Annotated in this window: 14 protein-coding genes; 8 read left to right on the top strand and 6 right to left on the bottom strand. The window is 63.9% G+C overall.

Annotated features, from left to right (window positions below; all coding sequences use genetic code 11):
- Nucleotides 1-160: 160 nt before the first annotated feature.
- The 3 genes from M0D64_RS08970 to dapC all read right to left on the bottom strand — a co-directional run bounded on the left by M0D64_RS08970 (nt 161) and on the right by dapC (nt 2652).
- A complete protein-coding gene (locus M0D64_RS08970) occupies nt 161-526 on the bottom strand; it encodes an ArsC family reductase (protein ID WP_266257358.1) in 366 nt (121 codons plus the stop codon).
- Nucleotides 526-1353 carry a 2,3,4,5-tetrahydropyridine-2,6-dicarboxylate N-succinyltransferase gene (gene dapD / locus M0D64_RS08975; RefSeq protein ID WP_054041009.1) on the bottom strand — a complete coding sequence of 276 codons (828 nt, stop codon included), beginning with the start codon at nt 1351-1353 and terminating at the stop codon, nt 526-528. The genes M0D64_RS08970 and dapD overlap by 1 nt, the downstream gene beginning before the upstream one ends.
- A gap of 81 nt (nt 1354-1434) precedes the next feature.
- The gene (dapC, locus tag M0D64_RS08980; protein WP_266257360.1) at nt 1435-2652 is read right to left on the bottom strand and encodes a succinyldiaminopimelate transaminase; all 1218 of its coding nucleotides are present in this window, start codon (nt 2650-2652) and stop codon (nt 1435-1437) included.
- A 379-nt stretch (nt 2653-3031) separates the two neighbouring features.
- Here dapC and M0D64_RS08985 point away from each other — a divergent pair, with 379 nt between their 5' ends.
- From M0D64_RS08985 to def, 5 genes are all read left to right on the top strand, one after another.
- Nucleotides 3032-4030 carry a DMT family transporter gene (locus tag M0D64_RS08985; protein WP_266257361.1) on the top strand — a complete coding sequence of 333 codons (999 nt, stop codon included), beginning with the start codon at nt 3032-3034 and terminating at the stop codon, nt 4028-4030.
- Between the two features lie 149 nt (nt 4031-4179).
- Nucleotides 4180-7698: a chromosome segregation protein SMC gene (gene smc, locus M0D64_RS08990; RefSeq protein WP_266257362.1), complete on the top strand. Its 3519-nt coding sequence runs from the start codon at nt 4180-4182 to the stop codon at nt 7696-7698.
- A 117-nt stretch (nt 7699-7815) separates the two neighbouring features.
- The gene (locus tag M0D64_RS08995) at nt 7816-9060 is read left to right on the top strand and encodes a cell division protein ZipA C-terminal FtsZ-binding domain-containing protein (RefSeq protein ID WP_266257363.1); all 1245 of its coding nucleotides are present in this window, start codon (nt 7816-7818) and stop codon (nt 9058-9060) included.
- Between the two features lie 162 nt (nt 9061-9222).
- Nucleotides 9223-11289, top strand: a complete 2067-nt coding sequence (gene ligA, locus M0D64_RS09000) for an NAD-dependent DNA ligase LigA (RefSeq protein WP_266257364.1) — start codon at nt 9223-9225, stop codon at nt 11287-11289.
- Entirely contained in the window at nt 11286-11819 is a 534-nt protein-coding gene (def, locus tag M0D64_RS09005; RefSeq protein WP_266257365.1) for a peptide deformylase, read from the top strand. Before ligA ends, def begins: the two co-directional genes overlap by 4 nt.
- A 152-nt stretch (nt 11820-11971) precedes the next feature.
- Here the strand turns inward: def and M0D64_RS09010 are convergent, their stop codons facing one another.
- From M0D64_RS09010 to map, 3 genes are read right to left on the bottom strand one after another with little or no spacing between them, the layout of a single operon-like run.
- Entirely contained in the window at nt 11972-14266 is a 2295-nt protein-coding gene (locus M0D64_RS09010; protein ID WP_266257366.1) for a pseudouridine synthase, read from the bottom strand.
- Nucleotides 14267-14272: 6 nt separating this feature from the next.
- Nucleotides 14273-16852: a [protein-PII] uridylyltransferase gene (locus tag M0D64_RS09015; RefSeq protein WP_266257367.1), complete on the bottom strand. Its 2580-nt coding sequence runs from the start codon at nt 16850-16852 to the stop codon at nt 14273-14275.
- A 31-nt stretch (nt 16853-16883) separates the two neighbouring features.
- Nucleotides 16884-17693 (bottom strand): type I methionyl aminopeptidase, encoded by an 810-nt coding sequence (gene map / locus M0D64_RS09020; protein ID WP_266257368.1) that lies wholly within the window; start codon nt 17691-17693, stop codon nt 16884-16886.
- A gap of 410 nt (nt 17694-18103) precedes the next feature.
- Between map and rpsB the strand changes: the two genes are divergently transcribed.
- From rpsB to pyrH, 3 genes are all read left to right on the top strand, one after another.
- On the top strand, nt 18104-18856 hold the full coding sequence (rpsB, locus tag M0D64_RS09025) for a 30S ribosomal protein S2 (RefSeq protein WP_154566005.1): 753 nt from the start codon (nt 18104-18106) through the stop codon (nt 18854-18856).
- Nucleotides 18857-19049: 193 nt separating this feature from the next.
- Nucleotides 19050-19931, top strand: coding sequence for a translation elongation factor Ts (gene tsf / locus M0D64_RS09030; protein WP_097389605.1), 882 nt, complete (start codon nt 19050-19052; stop codon nt 19929-19931).
- A 217-nt stretch (nt 19932-20148) separates the two neighbouring features.
- Complete coding sequence (gene pyrH, locus M0D64_RS09035) at nt 20149-20862, top strand: UMP kinase (protein ID WP_006048674.1); 714 nt, start codon at nt 20149-20151, stop codon at nt 20860-20862.
- Nucleotides 20863-20939 lie beyond the last annotated feature (77 nt).

Genomic DNA, 20939 nt, shown 5'->3' on the forward strand with positions numbered 1-20939 from the left:
GACACCGCAGCCGGCAACAGCTTTTAAGCAACGCGGCGAGGCCACGTTTTACTACCTGTTGCGTTCGATCGCGGCGCTGAGCCTGGCGTTCAGTCCCGTGCGTCTAGCCACGCGAGCGGGAGTGCGCGTCAGCAAACAGCGTACGCCGGGACAAACAGCGTCAGGCAAACAGCGCCGTATATTCGTCCACGGAAAAACCGAGCGACTTGACCTTCCCGTTGACCACCAGCACAGGCCGCTTGATCACCGACGGCTTGTGAATCATCAACGCGATCGCGCCCGACTGCGTGTCCGCCGCCGCCTTCATGTCGTCGGACAGGCCGCGCCAGGTCGTGCCGCGACGATTCAGCAATGCGTCGAGTTTCACGTCTTTCAGCCAGTCCTGAACCAGCGGCTCGGTTACGCCGTGCTTCTTGAAGTCGTGGAACTCGAACTCGACGTTATGTTCTTCCAGCCACACACGGGCCTTCTTCACGGTGTCGCAGTTCGGGATGCCGTAGACGACGGTCTTGGTGCCGCGTGCCATCAGTCGCCTCGCAGCAGCTCGTTCAGGCCGACCTTCGCACGCGTCTTGGCGTCGACCTTCTTGACGATCACGGCGCAGTAGAGGCTGTGCGAGCCGTCCTTCGACGGCAGGTTGCCCGCCACCACCACCGAGCCCGCCGGAATGCGGCCGTACGTGACTTCGCCGGTTTCGCGGTCGTAAATCTTGGTGCTTTGGCCGAGGTACACGCCCATCGAGATCACCGAGTTTTCTTCGACGATCACGCCTTCCACCACTTCCGAACGCGCGCCGATGAAGCAGTTGTCTTCGATGATGACCGGGTTCGCCTGCAGCGGCTCCAGCACGCCGCCGATGCCTACGCCACCCGACAGGTGGACGTTCTTGCCGATCTGCGCGCACGAACCGACGGTCGCCCACGTGTCGACCATCGTGCCTTCGTCGACATAGGCGCCGATGTTGGTGTACGACGGCATCAGCACGACGTTCTTCGCGATGAACGAGCCGCGGCGCGCGATGGCGGGCGGCACCACGCGGAAGCCGCCGGCGGCGAAGTCTTCAGCGGTGTAGTTGGCGAACTTCGACGGCACCTTGTCGTAGAACTGCGAGTAGCCGCCAGCCGGTTGCACCACGTTGTCTTCCAGGCGGAACGACAGCAGCACGGCTTTCTTCAGCCATTGATTGACGACCCAGTCGCCGTCCTTCTTTTCGGCCACGCGCAGCGCGCCCTTGTCCAGTTGCTCGATGGCGTGGGCGACGGCTTCGCGCACCTCGGCCGGGGCGGCCTTCGGCGACAGGTCGGCGCGGTTTTCCCAGGCGGTATCAATGATCTGCTGAAGTTGTTGCGACATATGCGTGCTTTTCTGAAGAGTTGAAGTCTGAAGAAGGGAATGCGGTGCGCGGGGTTGCCGAATATGAAAATTCGCGAAAACTCAACCCGCGAGCGCGCGGCAAAAATCGACGATTCGTTGTGCGCCCTGCGTGCATTCGTCGACATCGGCGACGAGCGCCATGCGCACGAAATTGCGGCCGGGGTTCACGCCATGCGCAGTGCGCGCGAGGAACGAGCCCGGCAGAACCGTCACATTATAGTCGGCGTAGAGGCGCTGGGCGAACTCGGTGTCCGACAGGCCCGTGCGCGAGACGTCCGCCCACAGGTAGAACGCGGCGTCCGGCAGGCGTACGTCGAGCACCTCGGCGAGCATAGGCGTCACGGTGGAAAACTTCTGCACGTACTTCGCGCGGTTCTCGCGCACGTGCGTTTCGTCATTCCAGGCCGCGATGCTGGCACTCTGGAACACCGTCGACAAGGCCGTGCCGTGGTATGTCCGGTATAGCAGGAAGTCTTTCAGGATCGCCGCGTCGCCGGCCACAAAGCCCGAGCGCATGCCCGGCACGTTCGAGCGCTTGGACAGGCTGGAGAGCATCACGAGGCGCTCGAAGCCGCGGCCGAGCTTGTGAGCCGCTTCCAGGCCGCCGAGCGGCGGATTGGCTTCGTCGAAGTAGATTTCCGAGTAGCACTCGTCCGAGGCGATCACGAAGCCGTAACGGTCCGACAGCGCGAACAGCTCGCGCCAGTCGTCGAGCGTGAGCACGGCGCCGGTGGGATTGCCGGGCGAGCACACGTACAGTAGCTGCGTGCGCGCCCAGATGTCGGCCGGCACCGCCGAATAGTCGCAGGCGAAGTTGCGCGCCGGGTCGCTATTTACGAAGTACGGTTGCGCGCCGGCGAGAAGCGCGGCGCCTTCATAGATTTGGTAGAACGGGTTCGGACAGAGTACGATCGCAGGCTCGCCGTCAGCGTTTCGCTTGGGGTCGATGACCGTTTGGGCGAGCGCAAACAGCGCCTCGCGCGAGCCCGCCACAGGCAGCACCTGGGTGGCCGGATCGACCGGGGGCAGGTTGTAGCGCTGCGTCGCCCATTTCGCAATCGACTCGCGCAGTGCCGGTGAACCGATGGTGGCCGGATACGCCGACAAACCGCCAAGCGAGGCGATCACCGCGTCGCGAATCAGCGCGGGCGTGGGATGTTTCGGTTCGCCGATGCCGAAGCTGATGTGCGCGAGGCCGGCCGGCGGCGTGACGTCCTTGAAAAGTGCACGCAGCTTTTCGAACGGATAGGGCTGGAGGGAGTCGAGTAGCGGGTTCACTGGGCGGATCGAGCCTGATCGAAGATGGGCGCAGAGGAATGCTGGCACGCATGCTGACCGTAAAACGCATGAAACACGCGAAAAGGGCGGCAGCGGCGGCGAGCGAATGATTATAGCGTGGCGGCGCGCACGGGAAATTCATGGCGGCGCCCGGCGTGTAAGGCGCGGCGCAACCCGCCAGGCGGCGCAGGCAATGCGACGCAGCGGGAACGACGCGAACCGCAGACGGTTCGCGCAAAAAAGAAGCAGGAGCAGCAATGTATGTAGCAGCAACGGAGACATCCGCACTATTCGGACGAAGCGGGCGCAAGAACGCCGCCGTCGGCAAAGTCAGCAACATCGCCCGCAGGACCAGCAACCGTCGCGGGAGCCTTACATCATGACCAACTGGCTTCGCAACGGCTGGCCGACGCTCGCGATCATGCTTGGCGCCTCGGTATGGGGGATGATCTGGTACCCGCTGCGCATGCTGAATGCGCTCGGCGTGACCGGCACGGCGGCAAGCGCACTGACGAGCGCCGCCGGTTGCCTGTTCGTTCTGCTGGTGCGCCATCGTGCGCTTAAGACGGTGCGCTGGCACTGGCTGCTGCCGGCGCTTGCGCTGGCAGCCGGCATTACCAATCTCGGTTTCGTGTGGGGCTCGATCCACGGCGAGGTGATGCGCGTATTGCTGCTGTTCTATCTCACCCCCGCGTGGACCGCGCTCTTTGCGCACTTCATCCTGCACGAACGCCTGACCTGGTCGGGCGCAGGCCTTGCCGCGCTGTCGCTGGCCGGCGCGATGACCATGCTGTGGTCGCCGCAACTGGGCCTCCCGGTGCCCGGCAACCTCGCTGAATGGGCTGGCCTCGCGGGTGGCATGGGTTTCGCGATGAGCAACGTTCTGATCCTCAAGACGAGCCGCGTGCTGCCTGAGATGAAGCCCGAAATGCGCACCGCGACGATCTTCGGCGGCGCGGCGATTTTCAGCGCCTGTGCCTCGCTGTTCGAGGCGATGCCCGCACCACCCACCGGCGCGTATCTCGGCACGGCCGCGTTACTAGTGCTCGGCCTCGGTTTTCTGCTGGCGTCGAACAATATGCTCGTGCAGTATGGACTCGCGCGCGTGCCGGCCAATCGGGCCTCGATCATCATGCTGTTCGAGATCGTGGTGACGGCCTTGTCCGCATGGCTGTTCGCCGGCGAGTCGCCGGGCCCGCGCGAATGGGCAGGCGGCGCGTGCATCGTGCTGGCGTCGGCATTATCCAGCTGGGTGCACCGGACAAAGGCTTTACCGCCCGATCCGGCCAATCAGGATGCGGGTCTTGATGTCGACCGAGATGCCGACCTCGCTGCGGACCGTAAGGACGCTAAGAACCGCTCGCGCGCGATGGTATGATTGCCCCTCATTAGCCGGCTCATGCTTCATCGCATACAGTTGGCGCCCGTGTCGCGGGGGTTCGCGGGCCGTTTCGCTGCATCGGCGAACGGCTGGCGCGGCCTTCACGAGCCACCTTTTATTTTCCCTTTTCAAACAGCGAAATCGCCGTGCGTCTGACCTCGATCAAACTCGCTGGCTTCAAGTCATTCGTCGATCCCACGCATTTCCAGGTCCCGGGCCAGCTCGTTGGCGTGGTCGGACCGAATGGGTGCGGCAAGTCCAACATCATCGACGCCGTGCGCTGGGTGCTCGGCGAATCGCGCGCTTCTGAGCTGCGCGGCGAGTCGATGCAGGACGTGATCTTCAATGGCTCGACCGCGCGCAAGCCAGGTAGCCGCGCCAGCGTCGAACTCGTGTTCGACAACGCCGACGGCCGCGCCGCCGGGCAGTGGGGGCAGTATGCCGAAATCGCCGTCAAGCGCGTGCTGACGCGCGACGGCACCTCGAGCTACTACATCAACAACCTGCCGGCGCGCCGCCGCGACATTCAGGACATCTTCCTCGGCACCGGCCTCGGGCCGCGTGCGTACGCGATCATTGGGCAGGGCATGATCGCCCGCCTGATCGAGGCGAAGCCGGAAGAGCTGCGGGTGTTCCTTGAAGAGGCCGCGGGCGTGTCGAAGTACAAGGAACGCCGCCGCGAGACGGAGAACCGTCTGCACGACACGCGCGAGAATCTGATCCGCGTCGAAGACATCGTCCGCGAACTTAGTGCCAACCTCGAGAAGCTCGAGGCGCAGGCGATCGTCGCGACCAAGTACAAGGATTTGCAGGCCGACGGCGAAGAGAAGCAGCGTCTGTTGTGGCTGCTGCGCAAGAACGAAGCCGGCGGCGAGCAGGAACGCCAGCAACGCGCGATCGAACAGGCGCAGATCGACCTCGAAGCGCAAACCGCGAAGCTGCGCGAAGTCGAAGCCCAACTCGAAACGCTGCGCGTCGCGCATTACTCCGCCAGCGACGCGATGCAGGGTGCGCAAGGCGCGTTGTACGAGGCGAATGCCGAGGTCAGCCGCCTCGAGGCCGAGATCAAGTTCATCGTCGAATCGCGTAACCGCACGCAGGCGCAGATTGCCGCGCTGACCGCGCAGCGCGAGCAGTGGCAGTCGCAAGCGCAGAAGGCGCAAGACGATCTGGCCGACGCTGAAGAACAACTGGCCGTCGCCGACGAAAAGGCCGCGCTGGCCGAAGACGAGGCCGCCGCCAAGCACGATGCGATGCCGGCGCTCGAAGCGCGCTGGCGCGATGCGCAGACCGAACTGAACGCCGAGCGCGGCGGTATCGCGCAGACCGAACAGGCACTCAAGCTCGAAGCCGCGCATCAGCGCAATGCCGATCAGCAATTGCAGCAGTTGCAGCAGCGTCACGAACGGCTGAAGTCGGAAGCGGGCGGTCTGGATGCCCCTGACGAAGCGCAGCTCGAAGACATGCGCGCGCAGCTCGCCGAGCACGAAGAAATCCTGCACGACGCGCAGGCCCGTCTTGCCGACGCGCAGGAAACGCTGCCGCGTCTCGACGGCGAACGGCGTGTGGCCCAGGAACGCGTGCAGTCGGAAAGCGCACAGATTCATCAGCTCGACGCACGCCTTGCCGCGCTCAAGCAACTGCAGGAAAACGTTCAGACCGAGGGCAAGATCCAGCCGTGGCTCGAAAAGCACGAGCTGAGCGGCTTGCCGCGTCTGTGGAAGAAGCTGCATGTCGAAGCCGGTTGGGAAGCCGCGCTCGAAGCGGTGCTGCGTGAGCGGCTCGCCGCCCTGGAAGTGTCGAACCTGGACTGGGTCAAGGCGTTCGCCACTGACGCGCCGCCCGCCAAGCTCGCGTTCTACGCGCCGCCCGCAGCCGGTCAGCCGGCTGCTGCGCCGGCGGGCTTGCGTCCGTTGCTATCGCTGGTTCGTATCGACGACGCAGGCATTCGCGCCGTGCTGAATGACTGGCTCGGCCTCGCCTTCGTTGCTGACGATCTGCAGCAGGCGCTCGCCATGCGCGCGCAATTGCCGGAAGGCGGCTCGTTCGTCGTCAAGGCCGGCCATGTGGTGACGCGCGTCGGCGTCCAGCTATATGCCGCCGATTCCGAACAGGCCGGCATGCTGGCCCGTCAGCAGGAAATCGAAAACCTGGGCCGTCAGGTGCGCGCGCAGGCCTTGCTCGCCGATGAGGCGAAGGCCGCCGCGATCCGCGCCGAAGCCGCGCACACGCAAGCCGCGCAAGCGTTGACCGATGTGCGTCAACAGTCGGAGCGCGCGACTCAACGTGTGCACGCCTTGCAGATGGACGTGCTCAAGCTCGCGCAAGCGCATGAGCGTTACACGCAGCGCAGCACGCAAATCCGCGAAGAGCTGGAAGAAATCACCGCGCAGATCGAAGAGCAGCGCGCTTTGCGTGGCGAATCGGAAGCCAACTTCGAGCGTCACGACTCCGAACTCGCCGAATTGCAGGCGCGTTTCGAAGATCACCAGATGGCCTTCGAAGCACTCGACGAATCGCTCACCGCCGCGCGCGCCCAATCGCGCGATCTCGATCGGGCCGCCACCGACGCGCGCTTCGCCGCACGCAACATGGCGAACCGTATCGACGAGTTGAAGCGCAGCATCCAGGTCTCGCACGAGCAGAGCGAGCGCGTCGCCGCGTCGCTGGAAGATGCGCGCGCCGAGCTGGAAACGATCAACGAGCAAACCGCGCATACCGGCTTGCAGGACGCACTCGATATCCGCGCGGTCAAGGAAGAAGCGCTGCACGCCGCGCGTCTGGAACTGGACGACCTGACGGCCAAGCTGCGTGCTGCCGACGAAACCCGTCTGACCGCCGAGCGTGCGCTGCAACCGCTGCGCGACCGCATCAACGAATTGCAGTTGAAGGAACAGGCCGCGCGCCTGAACGGCGAGCAGTTCATCGAGCAACTGGCGGCAGCCGGCGTCGATGAGGCGGAATTGCAGGCCAAGCTCACGCCGGACATGAAGCCGTCCTACCTGCAAGGCGAAGTCACGCGGATCAACAACGCGATCACCGCGCTCGGTCCGGTCAATATGGCCGCGTTGGACGAACTGAAGGCGGCGACCGAGCGCAAGACGTTCCTCGATTCGCAGTCGGCCGACCTGAACAACGCGATCGAAACGCTGGAAGACGCGATCCGCAAGATCGACGGCGAAACGCGCACGCTGCTGCAAGGCACCTTCGACGAAGTGAACCGTCATTTCGGCGAGCTGTTCCCGCGTCTCTTCGGCGGTGGCCAGGCCAAGCTGATCATGACCGGCGACGAGATTCTCGACGCCGGCGTGCAGGTGATGGCGCAGCCGCCGGGCAAGAAGAATTCGACGATTCACCTGCTGTCGGGCGGCGAGAAGGCCTTGACCGCCACCGCACTGGTGTTCGCGATGTTCCAGTTGAATCCCGCGCCGTTCTGTCTGCTCGACGAGGTGGACGCGCCCCTCGACGACGCCAACACGGAACGTTTCGCGAACCTCGTGCGCGCGATGTCGGACAAAACGCAGTTCCTGTTCATTTCGCACAACAAGATCGCGATGGAAATGGCGCAGCAACTGATCGGCGTGACCATGCAGGAGCAGGGCGTATCGCGGATCGTCGCGGTCGACATGGAAACGGCGGCGGGTTTCGCCCAGAATATCGTTTAAGTTTTCGTTTAGGTTGATCATCGCGGGCGCCCGCATTCAGCGCAGCGGCCATCGGCCGCGCGACACGTGGGGCGGGCGCAAAGCCGCGCAGACAGAAGAATTGCTGATGGAGCATGCATGGACGAGTTGACACTCGGTTTGATCGGCGCGGGTGCCGTGGTGGTCGGGGGCGTGGTCGTGTACAACGCATGGCAAGGCGCGAAGGTGCGCCGCAAGATGCCGCGTCCTATGCCGGCCGATACCGCTGAAAGTTATGCGCGGGACGATCAGGAGGAGCAGAGCCCGTTTATCGAACCGGCCCGGCCGACCACGCGGCGCGAGCCGGTAGTGGGTTCGGAGCAGGCGGCGGAAACCTCGGCGGCGCGCGTCGAACCGACTTTTGGCGCGACCGCCGCGCCGCTCGATACGCCGGCCGATATTCAGGCCGAGACGACGACGCCGAATGGCTATCCGGAAGCAGAAGGCATTGCGGAAGCCGAAAGCGGCCATGCCGCGACGGCCGATGAGCCGATCCTGCCCGCTGCCACGACGATTTCGTCGGCGCCGCCGGCTATCGTCGATCGCCGCATCGACTGCATCGTGCCGATTCGTTTGAACGGCCCGGTGGCCGGCGACAAGGTGATTCCGCTCGCGCAGCGTCTGCGCCGCGCCGGCAGCAAGCCGGTGCATATCGAAGGCAAGCTCGAAGGCGGCGCGTGGGAATTGCTGCAAAACGGCGCGCGCTATGAAGAGCTCCGCGCGGCCGCGCAACTGGCCAATCGGAGTGGCGCGCTCAACGAACTGGAGTTCTCCGAGTTCGTGACCGGCGTGCAGCAGTTTGCCGACGCGCTCGACGCGTCGCCGGAATTTCCCGACATGCTCGAAACGGTCGCGATGGCGCGAGAGCTCGACGGCTTCGCCGCGCAGTGCGATGCGCAACTGTCGATCAACGTGCTCTCCGATGGGGCGCCGTGGTCGGCCAATTATGTCCAGGCCGTCGCGTCGCAGGACGGCTTGCTCCTCTCGCGCGACGGCACGCGCTTCGTCAAGCTCGACGCGAAGCAGAGCCCGGTCTTCATGCTGCAATTCGGCGACACCAATTTCCTACGCGACGACCTGACTTACAAGGGCGGCCAGATGATCACGCTGGTGCTCGACGTGCCGGTCGCGGACGAAGACATCCTGCCGTTCCGCCTGATGTGCGACTACGCGAAATCGTTGGCTGAGCGTATCGGTGGACGGGTGGTCGACGATGGGCGCCGTCCGCTGCCGGAAACCGCGCTGCTGGCGATCGAAAAGCAGTTGATGACGCTTTACGCGAAGCTCGAGCAGGCGGGTATTCCGGCTGGTTCGCCGGCCACGCGGCGTCTGTTCAGCCAGTAACGGCTTCGCAATTGCGCAGTATTCGACGGCCGCACACTGTGCGGCCGTTGGCGTTTGGGGCGGAATAACGAACGCACGAAACTGGCCATTCGGCCGATGTAAAGGGGCACGCTTCCTGCGATAATCCAATGTCTGAATTTCACTGAAGAACCTTCCGACAGCATGGCCCGAACCTCCGTCTCAAACCCTGCAACCAGCGCTCCGGCAGAGCGGGCCGCGTGGCTGCGCGCGGAACTCGAACGCGCCAATTACGCGTACTACGTACTCGATCAGCCGGACTTGCCGGACGCGGAGTACGACAAGCTCTTCAAGGAGCTGGAGCGAATCGAGACGGAGCACCCGGACCTGGTGGTGCCGGATTCGCCCACCCAGCGTGTGGGCGGCGAGGCGTCGAGCGGCTTCGAGCCGGTTGTGCACGATCAGCCCATGCTTTCGCTGAACAATGGTTTTGCCGACGAAGACATCGTTGCGTTCGACAAGCGCGTCGGCGACGCGCTCGGCAAGAACGCGAGCGAACCGCCGGTGCCGGTGGATTACGCCGCTGAACTGAAGTTCGATGGCCTTGCCATCTCGTTGCGTTACGTCGACGGCGCCTTCGTCCAGGCGTCCACGCGCGGCGACGGCGCCACTGGCGAGAACGTTACCGAAAACGTCCGCACGATCCGATCCATTCCGCTCAAGCTCAAGGGCAAACGCGTGCCGAATGTGCTCGACGTTCGCGGCGAAGTGCTCATGTTCAAGCGCGATTTTGAACGCCTGAACGAACGCCAGCGGGCTGCTGAGCAGAAGGAATTCGCTAATCCGCGTAACGCTGCCGCGGGCAGTTTGCGGCAGCTCGACTCGAAAATCACTGCGCAGCGGCCGCTGTCGTTCTTCGCTTATGGAATCGGTGTGGTCGAAGGTATCGAAATGCCGGCTACGCATAGCGAACTGCTCGACTGGTACAAGGAACTCGGCTTGCCGGTGAATGGCGAGCGCGCGGTGGTGCAGGGCGCCGAAGGCTTGCTGGGGTTCTTTCACGCGGTGGGCGAGAAGCGCGATACGCTGCCTTACGATATCGACGGCGTCGTCTACAAGGTCAACCGGCGCGATGAGCAGGACGCGCTCGGCTTTGTCTCGCGCGCGCCGCGTTTTGCTCTCGCGCACAAATTCCCCGCGCAGGAAGCGCTGACCAAGCTCGTTGCGATCGACGTGCAGGTCGGCCGCACCGGCGCGATTACGCCGGTTGCGCGGCTGGAACCGGTGTTCGTCGGCGGCGCGACGGTCACGAACGCAACGTTGCATAACGAAGACGAAGTGCGCCGCAAGGATATCCGCATCGGCGACACGGTGATCGTGCGGCGCGCCGGCGACGTGATTCCCGAAGTGGTGAGCGCGCTGCTCGACCGCCGCCCGGACGACGCCCGCGAGTTCGTCATGCCCACGCAGTGTCCGGTGTGCGGCTCGAGCATCGAACGGCTGCCGGACGAGGCGATTGCGCGCTGCACGGGTGGCCTGTTCTGCCCGGCGCAGCGCAAGCAGGCGCTGTGGCACTTCGCGCAGCGGCGAGCGCTGGATATCGACGGGCTCGGCGAAAAGATCATTGATCAGCTCGTCGAGCAGAACTTGGTGCGCACGCCAGCCGATCTGTTCAACGTCGGCTTTGCGACGCTCGCTGAACTCGACCGCTTTGCCGAAAAGTCCGCTCAGAATTTGCTCGACTCGCTTGAAAAGGCCAAGCACACCACGCTGGCGCGCTTCATTTACGCGCTCGGTATCCGGCATGTGGGCGAATCGACGGCGAAAGATCTGGCCAAGCATTTCGGCTCGCTGAATCCGATCATGGATGCCTCGGTCGAAGAATTGCTGGAAGTGAACGACGTGGGTCCTGTGGTGGCCGAGTCGATTCATCAGTTTTTCGCCGAAGAGCACAACCACACGGTGATCGAGCAATTACGGGCTCCAGGGAAGGTCACCTGGCCGGAAGGACCGCCCGCGCCGAAGGCGCCGCAAGGCGCGCTGACCGGCAAGACGGTCGTCCTGACCGGCACCTTGCCGACGCTCGCCCGCGAAGAGGCGAAAGAAATGCTCGAAGCGGCTGGCGCGAAAGTGGCCGGATCGGTGTCGAAGAAAACGGACTACGTGGTGGCCGGAGCCGAAGCGGGCAGCAAGTTGGCGAAGGCCGAGGAACTCGGCGTCCCCGTACTCGACGAAGATGGTATGCGTAAGCTCCTGGAGGGGCAGTTATGATCCGCGAAATTCTCAAGATGGGCGATCCGCGCCTTTTGCAAATTGCCGATCCGGTCGATCACTTCGACACCCCCGAACTGCATGAGCTCATCAAGGACATGTTCGAGACCATGCACGACGCGAACGGCGCGGGGCTCGCCGCGCCGCAGGTCGGCGTCAACCTGCAGGTGGTGATCTTCGGCTTCGGGCACAACGAACGCTATCCGGATGCGCCGCCGGTGCCGGAGACGGTGCTGATCAACCCGACCATCACGCCGGTGTCGCTGGATATGGAAGAGGGCTGGGAAGGCTGCCTGTCGGTGCCGGGCCTGCGCGGCGCGGTGAGCCGGTTTTCGATGATCAAGTATCACGGCTTCGACCAATACGGCAAGCCGATCGACCGCGTCGCCGAGGGCTTTCACGCGCGTGTCGTGCAGCATGAGTGCGATCATCTGATCGGCAAGCTGTACCCCATGCGGATCAACGATTTCGCGAAGTTCGGCTTCACGGAAGTCCTGTTTCCGGATATGGACCCGAATAGCGACGACTGACGTCGCTGTATTCTGGCCTGCGGCGGACGAATTGACGGCTGCGCCGCCGGCATAAAAAAAGCCCACGTTTTTACGTGGGCTTTTTGTTGGGCGAGCGTCACGGTGCGCGGGCACCCTGAGTCTCTAGCTATTTAAGCGTCAAGCTCCCGGCATCAGAACGACTCGTCCGCCGACAGATAGCGCCATTGACCCGGCGGCAGTGCGCCCAGCATCACTTGACCCATCCGTACACGCTTCAGGCCGATCACTTCGAGGCCGACCAGTTCACACATCCGGCGGATCTGGCGTTTCTTGCCTTCGCGCAGTACGAAACGCAGTTGCTCGCCGTTTTGCCAATTGACCTGTGCGGGTTTCAGTGGCACGTCGTCGAGCGAGAGGCCGTGGCATAAGAGCGCAAGGCTTTCCGGCGGGAAGTGGTTTTCGACGTCGGTGGTGTGCTCGCCGAACGCCACGCGCACCAGATACTCCTTGTCGATCTCCGAATGGCCGCCAATCAGCTGCTTGGCAATGCGGCCGTCCTGCGTCAGCACCAGCAAGCCCGTCGAGTCGATGTCGAGGCGCCCGGCCGGCGCGAGTTGGCGCAGATGCGAGACCGAGAAGCGGATGTCCGAACTGTCGCCTTCCCAGCGATTTTCCGGCGTAACCAGCGTGATCGCCGGTTGATAGCCGTCTTCCGCCTGGCCCGATACGAGGCCCACGGGCTTGTGGATCAGGACTGTCACCTGGCTCGCTTGCGCCGCTTCGGCGGCGGGGTCGATCTCGATGCGCTGGTCCGGACGAACCTTGGTGCCGAGCGTGTCGATCCGCTCGCCGTCGACCAGCACCCAGCCTTTTTCGATCCACTCGTCGGCTTCGCGGCGTGAGCACAGGCCGAGTTCCGACATCAGCTTGGACAGGCGCAGCGTGCCCGGTGCGTCTTCGTAATCGCGGCGCGGCGTGCGCGGAGCGACATCGGCGTCATTGTCGCGTTCGGCTCTGGCTGCGGGCGCCGGGCCACGCGGCTTGTCGGCACGGGCGGGGCGGTTGTCGTCGCCAAAGCGGCGGCCGGCAGCCGGCAGCGCCTTGTCGAAGCTGCGGGCAGGGCGTTCGCCCCGGTCACTACGTTCGTTACGTTCGCCGGCACGCGGCGGACGATCGCCGAATTCACGTTTGGCTGGGGCGCGTTCGCCGCGGTCGTCGCGCGGTGCGCGCGCCGGACGGTCCGTGCGGTCACCGTAGCCGCTTTTGACGGGCTTCGCGAAAGTGCGCTCGCCACGCTCGGAGGCGCCACGTTCGCCTTCAAAACGGCGCGGTGCTGCGCTGTCGCTGCGGCGCTCCTGAGGGGCGCCACGGTCGCTGCCGAAGCGGGGCCGATCCGAGGCGTCACGTCCCGGACGCTCGCCACGCGGTCCACCTTCCGATGGGCGGCCTGCACCCGGGCGCGGACCACTGAACGAGCGGCGTTCGCCGTCGTCACGGCGCGGGGCGCCGTTGCCTTCGAAGCTGCGTGGTGCGCGTTCGCTGCGATCTGTGCTGCCTTCGAAGCGGCGGGGTGCACGTTCGCCGCGATCGCCAGTACCTTCAAACCGGCGCGGGGCGCCTTGGCTGCGTTCACCGTCAGCGCGACGCGGAGCACGTTCACTGCGATCACCACCGCCTTCAAACTTGCGAGGTGCACGCTCACTATCGTCCCGACGCGGCGGACGGTCGTTGCCCTCAAATCGACGCGGAGCGCTTTGGCTACGTTCGCCGTCAGCACGGCGCGGTGCGCGTTCGCTGCGATCAGCGCCACCTTCAAACTTACGGGGGGCACGAGCGCCCTCGTCCCGACGTGGCGCACGATCGCCGCCGCCCTCAAACCGGCGCGGAGCGCCTTGAGGGCGTTCACCGTCAGCGCGGCGCGGAGCGCGTTCGCTGCGATCAGCGCCACCTTCAAACTTACGGGGCGCACGAACGCCCTCGTCCCGACGCGGCGCACGATCGCCGCCGCCTTCAAATCGGCGTGGAGCGCCTTGACTACGTTCGCCGTCAGCGCGGCGCGGAGCACGTTCGCTACGATCGCCACCACCTTCAAACCGACGTGGCGCACGTTCACCATCGTCCCGACGCGGAGCGCGATCACTGCTGCCTTCGAAGCGACGTGGCGCACCACCGGCCCCTTCACGCCGCGGCGGCCGATCCGACGGCGCCCGGCGCGCAGCGCCAGCATCCCGCTCGCGGGAAAACGATCCTTCAGCCCGTGGCGCACGCGCCCCGGCGCCTGCCGGCTTGCCCGCACCCGCCGGCCGCTTGCCACCACCCGCTGCGCCAGCGCCTTCACCCCGCGCCCCGTTAAACCCGGCCGTCGGCGTAGACGGCCTTGGCCCGGTCGGGCGCGTCGGCTTACGCGCCGAATTGCTTCCGGTACGGACAGGGGCGCGTTCGGACGAAGCCGGCCGCGGGTGCTTGGCTGTTAATTTGACTCGCATGAAATCTCACACTGCAATCGCGCGCAGCAGTTCGGTCTCGACCTGAATTTGCAGGCGGTTGTCCGACAGACCGTGTCCATCCAGCAGGAACACGTCTTCGACACGTTCGCCGAGCGTATTGATCCGCGCCGACGCAACGCCGACCCGGTGCTCGGCCAGCACGCGCGCGATTGAATAAAGAAGGCCTGGCCGGTCGTTCGCAGACACGGACAGGATGTAATATTGGCCGCGCTCGTCGGCCCGAAGATCGACGCGCGGCGTAACAGGGAAGGTCCGCGACAGCCGTGACAAACGGCCTTTCGACGGTCCCGGAAGCAGGGTGCCGTCACCGGTCAGGCGTGCGGTCAGTTCCTGTTCGACCAGATTGGCAATATCGCGATAATGCACGTCTTCTTCGGTATGCGCGACGAGGAAATTATCGAGCGCGTACCCGTGGCGGGTCGTGCTGACCCGCGCATCGAGCACCGACAAGCCATTGCGGTCGAAATACGCGCAAATGCCGGCGAACAGATCGGGCTGGTCTTTCACATACACCAGCACCTGAAGCGCTTCGCCAATCGGTGAAGGACGCGCCCGCACGATCGGGGTCGCGGTTTCGACGTGCCGGTACAGCACACGGGTCTGCCACGCGATATCCGCGGCGTCGTGGCGCAGGAAGTAGCCGATGTCCAGCTTGTCCCACAGCGCCTTTTGCGCGCCTTCCGGCACGGTTTCGAGGCGCAGCAGCGCAAGCGCCTCTTCCTGGCGCGATTTCAGTTCCGAATGCGCGTCAGGCCGTGCGCCGCCGAGCACCGCCAACGTTGCGCGGTAGAGGTCCTCGAGCAGCTTGCCTTTCCACGTGTTCCAGACTTTCGGGCTGGTGCCGCGAATGTCGGCCACGGTCAGCAGGTAAAGCGCGGTGAGCCGGCGCTCGTTGCCGACCAGTTCGGCAAAGCGCTTGATGACTTCGGGGTCGCTCGTATCCTGCTTCTGCGCGACCTGGCTCATGGTCAGATGCTGCTGAACCAGCCAGACGACCAGTTCGCCGTCCTCGCCCTCGATGCCATGGTTACGGCAGAAGCGCCGCGCGTCGGCCATGCCGAGCGTGGAATGGTCGCCGCCGCGGCCCTTGGCGATGTCGTGAAACAGCGCCGCCACGTACAACACCCACGGCCGGTCGAAATTGGCGATCAACTGGCTGCAGAACGGATATTCGTGCGCGTGCTCGGCGACCGCGAAGCGGCGCAGATTACGCAACACCATGAGGATGTGCTGATCGACCGTGTAGACGTGATACAGGTCGTGCTGCATCTGCCCGACGATGCGCCGGAAGTTCAACAGATAGCGCCCGAGCACGCTGGTCTGGTTCATCAGCCGCAGCGCGTGCGTGATGCCGGCAGGCTGCTTCAGGATGTCCATGAACAGGCGCCCGTTTTCCGGATCGCGCCGCCAATGCTGATCCATCACGTCGCGGGCGTTGTAGATCGCGCGCAGCGTGCGCGCCGACAAACCCTTCACGCCCGGCGTCTGTTCGTAGAGCAGAAAAGCTTCGAGGATCGCGTTCGGCTCGCGCTGGAAGACGTCATCGCTGGCGATCTCCAGCATGCCCTGCTTCTCGACGAAACGGTCCGACAGCACGCGCGTGATGCCGCTTGTGTTCGGGAAGAGCTGCGCTTCGATGTTCTGGATCAGGATGGTGGCGAGCTGCGTGACGGCTTTGGCGGACCAGTAATAGCGGCGCATCAGTTGTTCGCTGGCGCGCTTCGTGGCCGTCGGTTTATAGCCGAAGCTTTCGGCCACCGGCGTTTGCAGGTCGAACACCAGAATGTCCTGGCGGCGGCCGGCGATCACATGCAAGCGGGCACGCAGCGTTTTCAGGAAGCCTTCGTTGCGGCGCAGTTCGCGCGCTTCGCGCTCGGTGATCAGGCCGCGTGCTTCGAGCTCGCGCCAACTGCTGCCGAAGCCGGCCGCCTGGGTAATCCACAGAATCAGTTGCAGATCGCGCAGGCCGCCCGGGCTTTCCTTGATGTTCGGCTCGAGCGCATACGGCGTGTCCTGAAACTTGGCGTGCCGCTGGCGCATTTCCAGTACTTTGGCCTGGAAGAACGCGCGCGGGTCGAGCGTTTCGCGGTAGCGCTTCGCAAAGTCGTCGAAGAGCAGGGTGCTGCCCGTAATGCGCCGCGCTTCGAGCAGCGAGGTGCGCACGGTGACGTCGTTGGCGGCTTCTTCGACACACTGCACCACGCTGCGCACGCTGCTGCCGAGTTCGAGCCCCAAATCCCACGCGAGGCTGATAAAACGTTCGATGCGCGCTTCGAGATGCGCGATCGGCGCGTCGGGCAGCAGGACCAGAATGTCGATGTCGGAGTGCGGCGCGAGTTCGCCCCGCCCGTAGCCGCCGACCGCGAGCAGCGCCAGCTCGGGCGGCAGCTCACAGGTATTCCAGGCGGCGCGCAGCGACTCGTCCGTGGCGCGCGCCAGCGCGGCCATCAGCGAGTCGACGTTGGAGGCGGTCTTGAAGCGTTCCAGCAACTGGGCTTTGGCCACTTTGTAGTCCGCCTTGAGCGACGTGGCATGGGATTGGGCGACGGCTGGAACACTACTCATTGGCAGGCGGGCGGGTGGGGGCGGAAGTCGTTCAGGCCGTGGCCGCGACAACCGGCGGACGCGCGGGCGTGCCGGCCGAGACAGTCAGCACGTCGTAACCGGTTTCGGTGACGAGCACGGTGTGTTCCCACTGTGCCGACAGGCTGCGGTCCTTGGTTTTGACGGTCCACTGATCCGGCATGGTGCGGATGTCGCGCCGACCGGCGTTGATCATCGGTTCGATCGTAAAGATCATGCCGGTCTGCAGCTCGAGCCCGGTGCCGGGACGGCCGTAGTGCAAAATCTGCGGGTCCTCGTGAAACACCGTGCCGATGCCGTGGCCGCAATATTCGCGCACCACGCTGTAGCCTTGCCCTTCAGCATGCTTCTGGATGGCGTAGCCGATGTCGCCGAGATGGGCGCCCGGGCGCACCTGATCGATGCCGAGCCACATGCATTCGAAGGTGGTCTGCACGAGGCGCTTGGCCATGATCGAGCCTTCGCCGACGATGAACATCCGGCTGGTGTCGCCGAAATAGCCTTCCTTGATCACCGTGACGTCGATATTCAGTGCGTCGCCGTTTTTCAGCGTCTTGTCGCCCGGAATACCGTGACAGATCACGTCGTTCACGGAAATGCAGGTGGCTTTCGGGTAAGGCGGATAGCCGGGCGGCTGATAATTCAGCGGCGCTGGAACCGTGCCTTGCACCTGGAGCATGTATTCGTGACACAGCCGGTCGAGTTCGCCGGTCGTGATGCCCGCCGTGACGAACGGCGTGATGTAGTCGAGCACTTCGCTAGCGAGCTTGCAGGCGACGCGCATCTGCGCGATATCGTGTTCGTTTTTGAGCGTAATAGCCATGAGTCGGGCCTGAAATGCGATTTATTGCAAGATTATCGCACCATATTCCCGCTGCCGCAGGGTTTTGCCACGGTTTTGCAATAAGGGGGTGGGCGCGCAGGTGCAACCCGCCTGCGGCAAACGGGAGCTACCGCGCAGGTTGAGTCGGCCGATAGTCACGTGCTATAATCTTTGGCTAAGTCGATCTCTGTCTTATTTTGTTGCTCTATTAGTCACTCTGATGAGTCTGATGAGCGCAAACTGGCAGGAAAGGCGCCTCGTAGCGATAGTTGCCTGCGCTACAGGTCAGGCAGTACCAAGGCAGCAGACTCGCAAGCCGGCGCACCCAGGGTGTCCGTCGCGTTCAGCCAAAAAAGGCAGCGCGGCAGATACGGCAGCCGGCTTAAGACCCAACCCTCGCGGAGATTTTCATGGCAGTTACCATGCGTCAAATGCTGGAAGCCGGTGTCCACTTCGGTCACCAAACGCGCTTCTGGAACCCGAAGATGGCCCCCTTCATTTTCGGCCATCGCAACAAGATTCACATCATCAACCTCGAAAAGACGCTGCCGATGTACAACGACGCGCTGAAGTACGCGCGTCAACTGGCAGCGAATCGCGGCACGATCCTGTTCGTCGGCACGAAGCGTCAATCGCGCGACACGATCGCTGAAGAAGCGCAACGCGCTGGCATGCCTTACGTCAACGCACGCTGGCTCGGCGGCATGCTGACCAACTTCAAGACGCTGAAGGTCTCGATCAAGCGCCTGAAGGACATGGAAGCATCGCTGGAAGCTGGCGAAACCGAACGCATGAGCAAGAAGGAAGCGCTCCTGTTCGAACGCGAAATGGCCAAGCTGCAAAAGTCGATCGGCGGCGTGAAAGACATGGGCGGCATTCCGGACGCGATCTTCGTGGTCGACGTCGGCTACCACAAGATTGCCGTGACCGAAGCTAACAAGCTCGGCATTCCGGTCATCGCCGTGGTCGATACGAACCACTCGCCGGAAGGCATCGACTACGTGATCCCGGGTAACGACGACGCTTCGAAGGCTGTCGCTCTGTACACGGCTGGCGTGGCTGACGCAATCGTCGAAGGCCGTGCTAACGCGGTTAACGAAGTGGTGCAAGCTGCTCGCGGTGGTGACGGCGACGAGTTCGTCGAGGTCAACCCGGAAGCGTAAAGCTGCCCCGTGTCCGGCAAAAAAGGGGGCTTTCTACAGGCCCCCTTTTTTTAAGCCGCGACAAAGTAGTGGTGCGCTGTGAGCAGTGCCTGAAACATAGTCCGTAGAAAATACGTGCGATGTTGAAACGAATTCTTGCCGCCGGTATCGAAGTCCGGGCGGCGTGTGACAGACGGAACTCAAGGAGCAAATGATGGCGGCAATTACCGCAAGCATGGTTGCAGAACTGCGCGCAAAGACCGACGCGCCGATGATGGAATGCAAGAAGGCGCTGACGGAAGCCGAAGGCGACATGGCGCGCGCTGAAGAGCTGCTGCGCGTGAAGCTGGGCAACAAGGCCAGCAAGGCAGCGTCGCGCGTGACGGCTGAAGGCGTGGTCGCATCGTTCATCGGCGGCAACGCTGGTTCGCTGGTCGAACTGAACTGCGAAACCGACTTCGTCTCGAAGAACGACGACTTCCTGGCATTCTCGAAGACGGTCGCTGAACTGGTCGCTACGCAAAACCCGGCTGACGTCGCTGCCCTGTCGGCACTGCCGCTGGACGGCTCGACGGTCGACGCAGTGCGCCTCGCGCTGGTCGGCAAGATCGGTGAAAACCTGTCGATCCGCCGTTTCGTGCGTTTCGAAACCTCGAACAAGCTGGCAGCATACCTGCACGGCACGCGTATCGGCGTGCTGGTCGAGTACACCGGCGCGGACGAGCAGGTCGGCAAGGACGTGGCAATGCACATCGCCGCCATGAAGCCGGTCTCGCTGTCGTCGGACGACGTCCCGGCGGATCTGATCGCGAAGGAACGTAGCATTGCTGAGCAGAAGGCTGCTGAATCGGGCAAGCCGGCTGAAATCGTCGCCAAGATGGTCGACGGCAGCGTGCAGAAGTACCTGAAGGAAGTGTCGCTGCTGAACCAGACGTTCGTTAAGAACGACAAGCAGACGATCGAACAGATGCTGAAGGCTGGCAACGCAAGCGTGCAGAAGTTCGCGCTGTTCGTGGTCGGCGAAGGCATCGAGAAGAAGCAGGACGACTTCGCAGCCGAAGTGGCCGCTCAAGTCGCTGCTGCAAAGCAACAATAAGTATCGCTTAAGCTTCAGTTAGTACCGTTGGACCCGCGGCGGAGCAAGACTTTGCCGCGGTCGGCGGCGCCGCAAGGCTGCGCGCGGGTGACCCTCGTGGCGCACGCCGCTGGCGGACCCCAGGGTTCGTCAATTTGGCGGCGCTTGCCCGAATCAGCATTTCACCCCTACATTAGTCCCTTGTTGTTGCCCTGTTCTGCGCGATCTGGATACCTCTATGCCCACTGCCTATAAACGCGTCCTGCTCAAACTCTCCGGTGAAGCTCTGATGGGCGACGATGCCTTCGGCATCAATCGCGCGACCATCGAACGAATGGTAGCGGACGTGGCCGAAGTGGTCCGTCTCGGAACGCAGTTGGCCGTGGTGATCGGCGGCGGTAATATTTTCCGCGGCGTCGCGGGCGGCGCGGCCGGTATGGATCGCGCCACGGCCGACTACATGGGCATGCTGGCCACCATGATGAACGCGCTGGCGCTGCAGGACGCAATGCGCCACGCCGGTATCGAAGCGCGCGTGCAATCCGCGCTGCGCATGGACCAGGTGGTCGAGCCTTACATCCGTCCGCGTGCGATTCGCCAGCTCGAAGAAGGCAAAGTCGTGATTTTCGCGGCCGGCACGGGCAATCCGTTCTTCACGACCGATACGGCCGCCGCGCTGCGCGGTTCGGAAATCGGCGCGGAAGTCGTGTTGAAAGCCACCAAGGTGGACGGCGTTTATTCGGCCGACCCCAAGAAAGACCCGAGCGCGACCCGTTACACCACGATCAGCTTCGACGAAGCCATCGGCCGCAATCTGCAGGTGATGGACGCCACGGCATTCGCGCTGTGCCGCGATCAGAAGCTGCCGATCCGGGTGTTTTCGATCGTCAAGCCGGGTGCGCTCAAGCGCATCGTATTAGGCGAGGACGAGGGCACCCTCGTCCACGTGTAAACTCTCGTTCACATAACGTGGGCTTTAACGCGAGCCCAGGCCGCCGCATAGTGCGCGCGCTGGCCGGCTCGCACCGT

Origin of the sequence: Paraburkholderia sp. WS6, assembly GCF_030464835.1 — a bacterium.
GTDB classification, from domain to species: domain Bacteria; phylum Pseudomonadota; class Gammaproteobacteria; order Burkholderiales; family Burkholderiaceae; genus Paraburkholderia; species Paraburkholderia madseniana.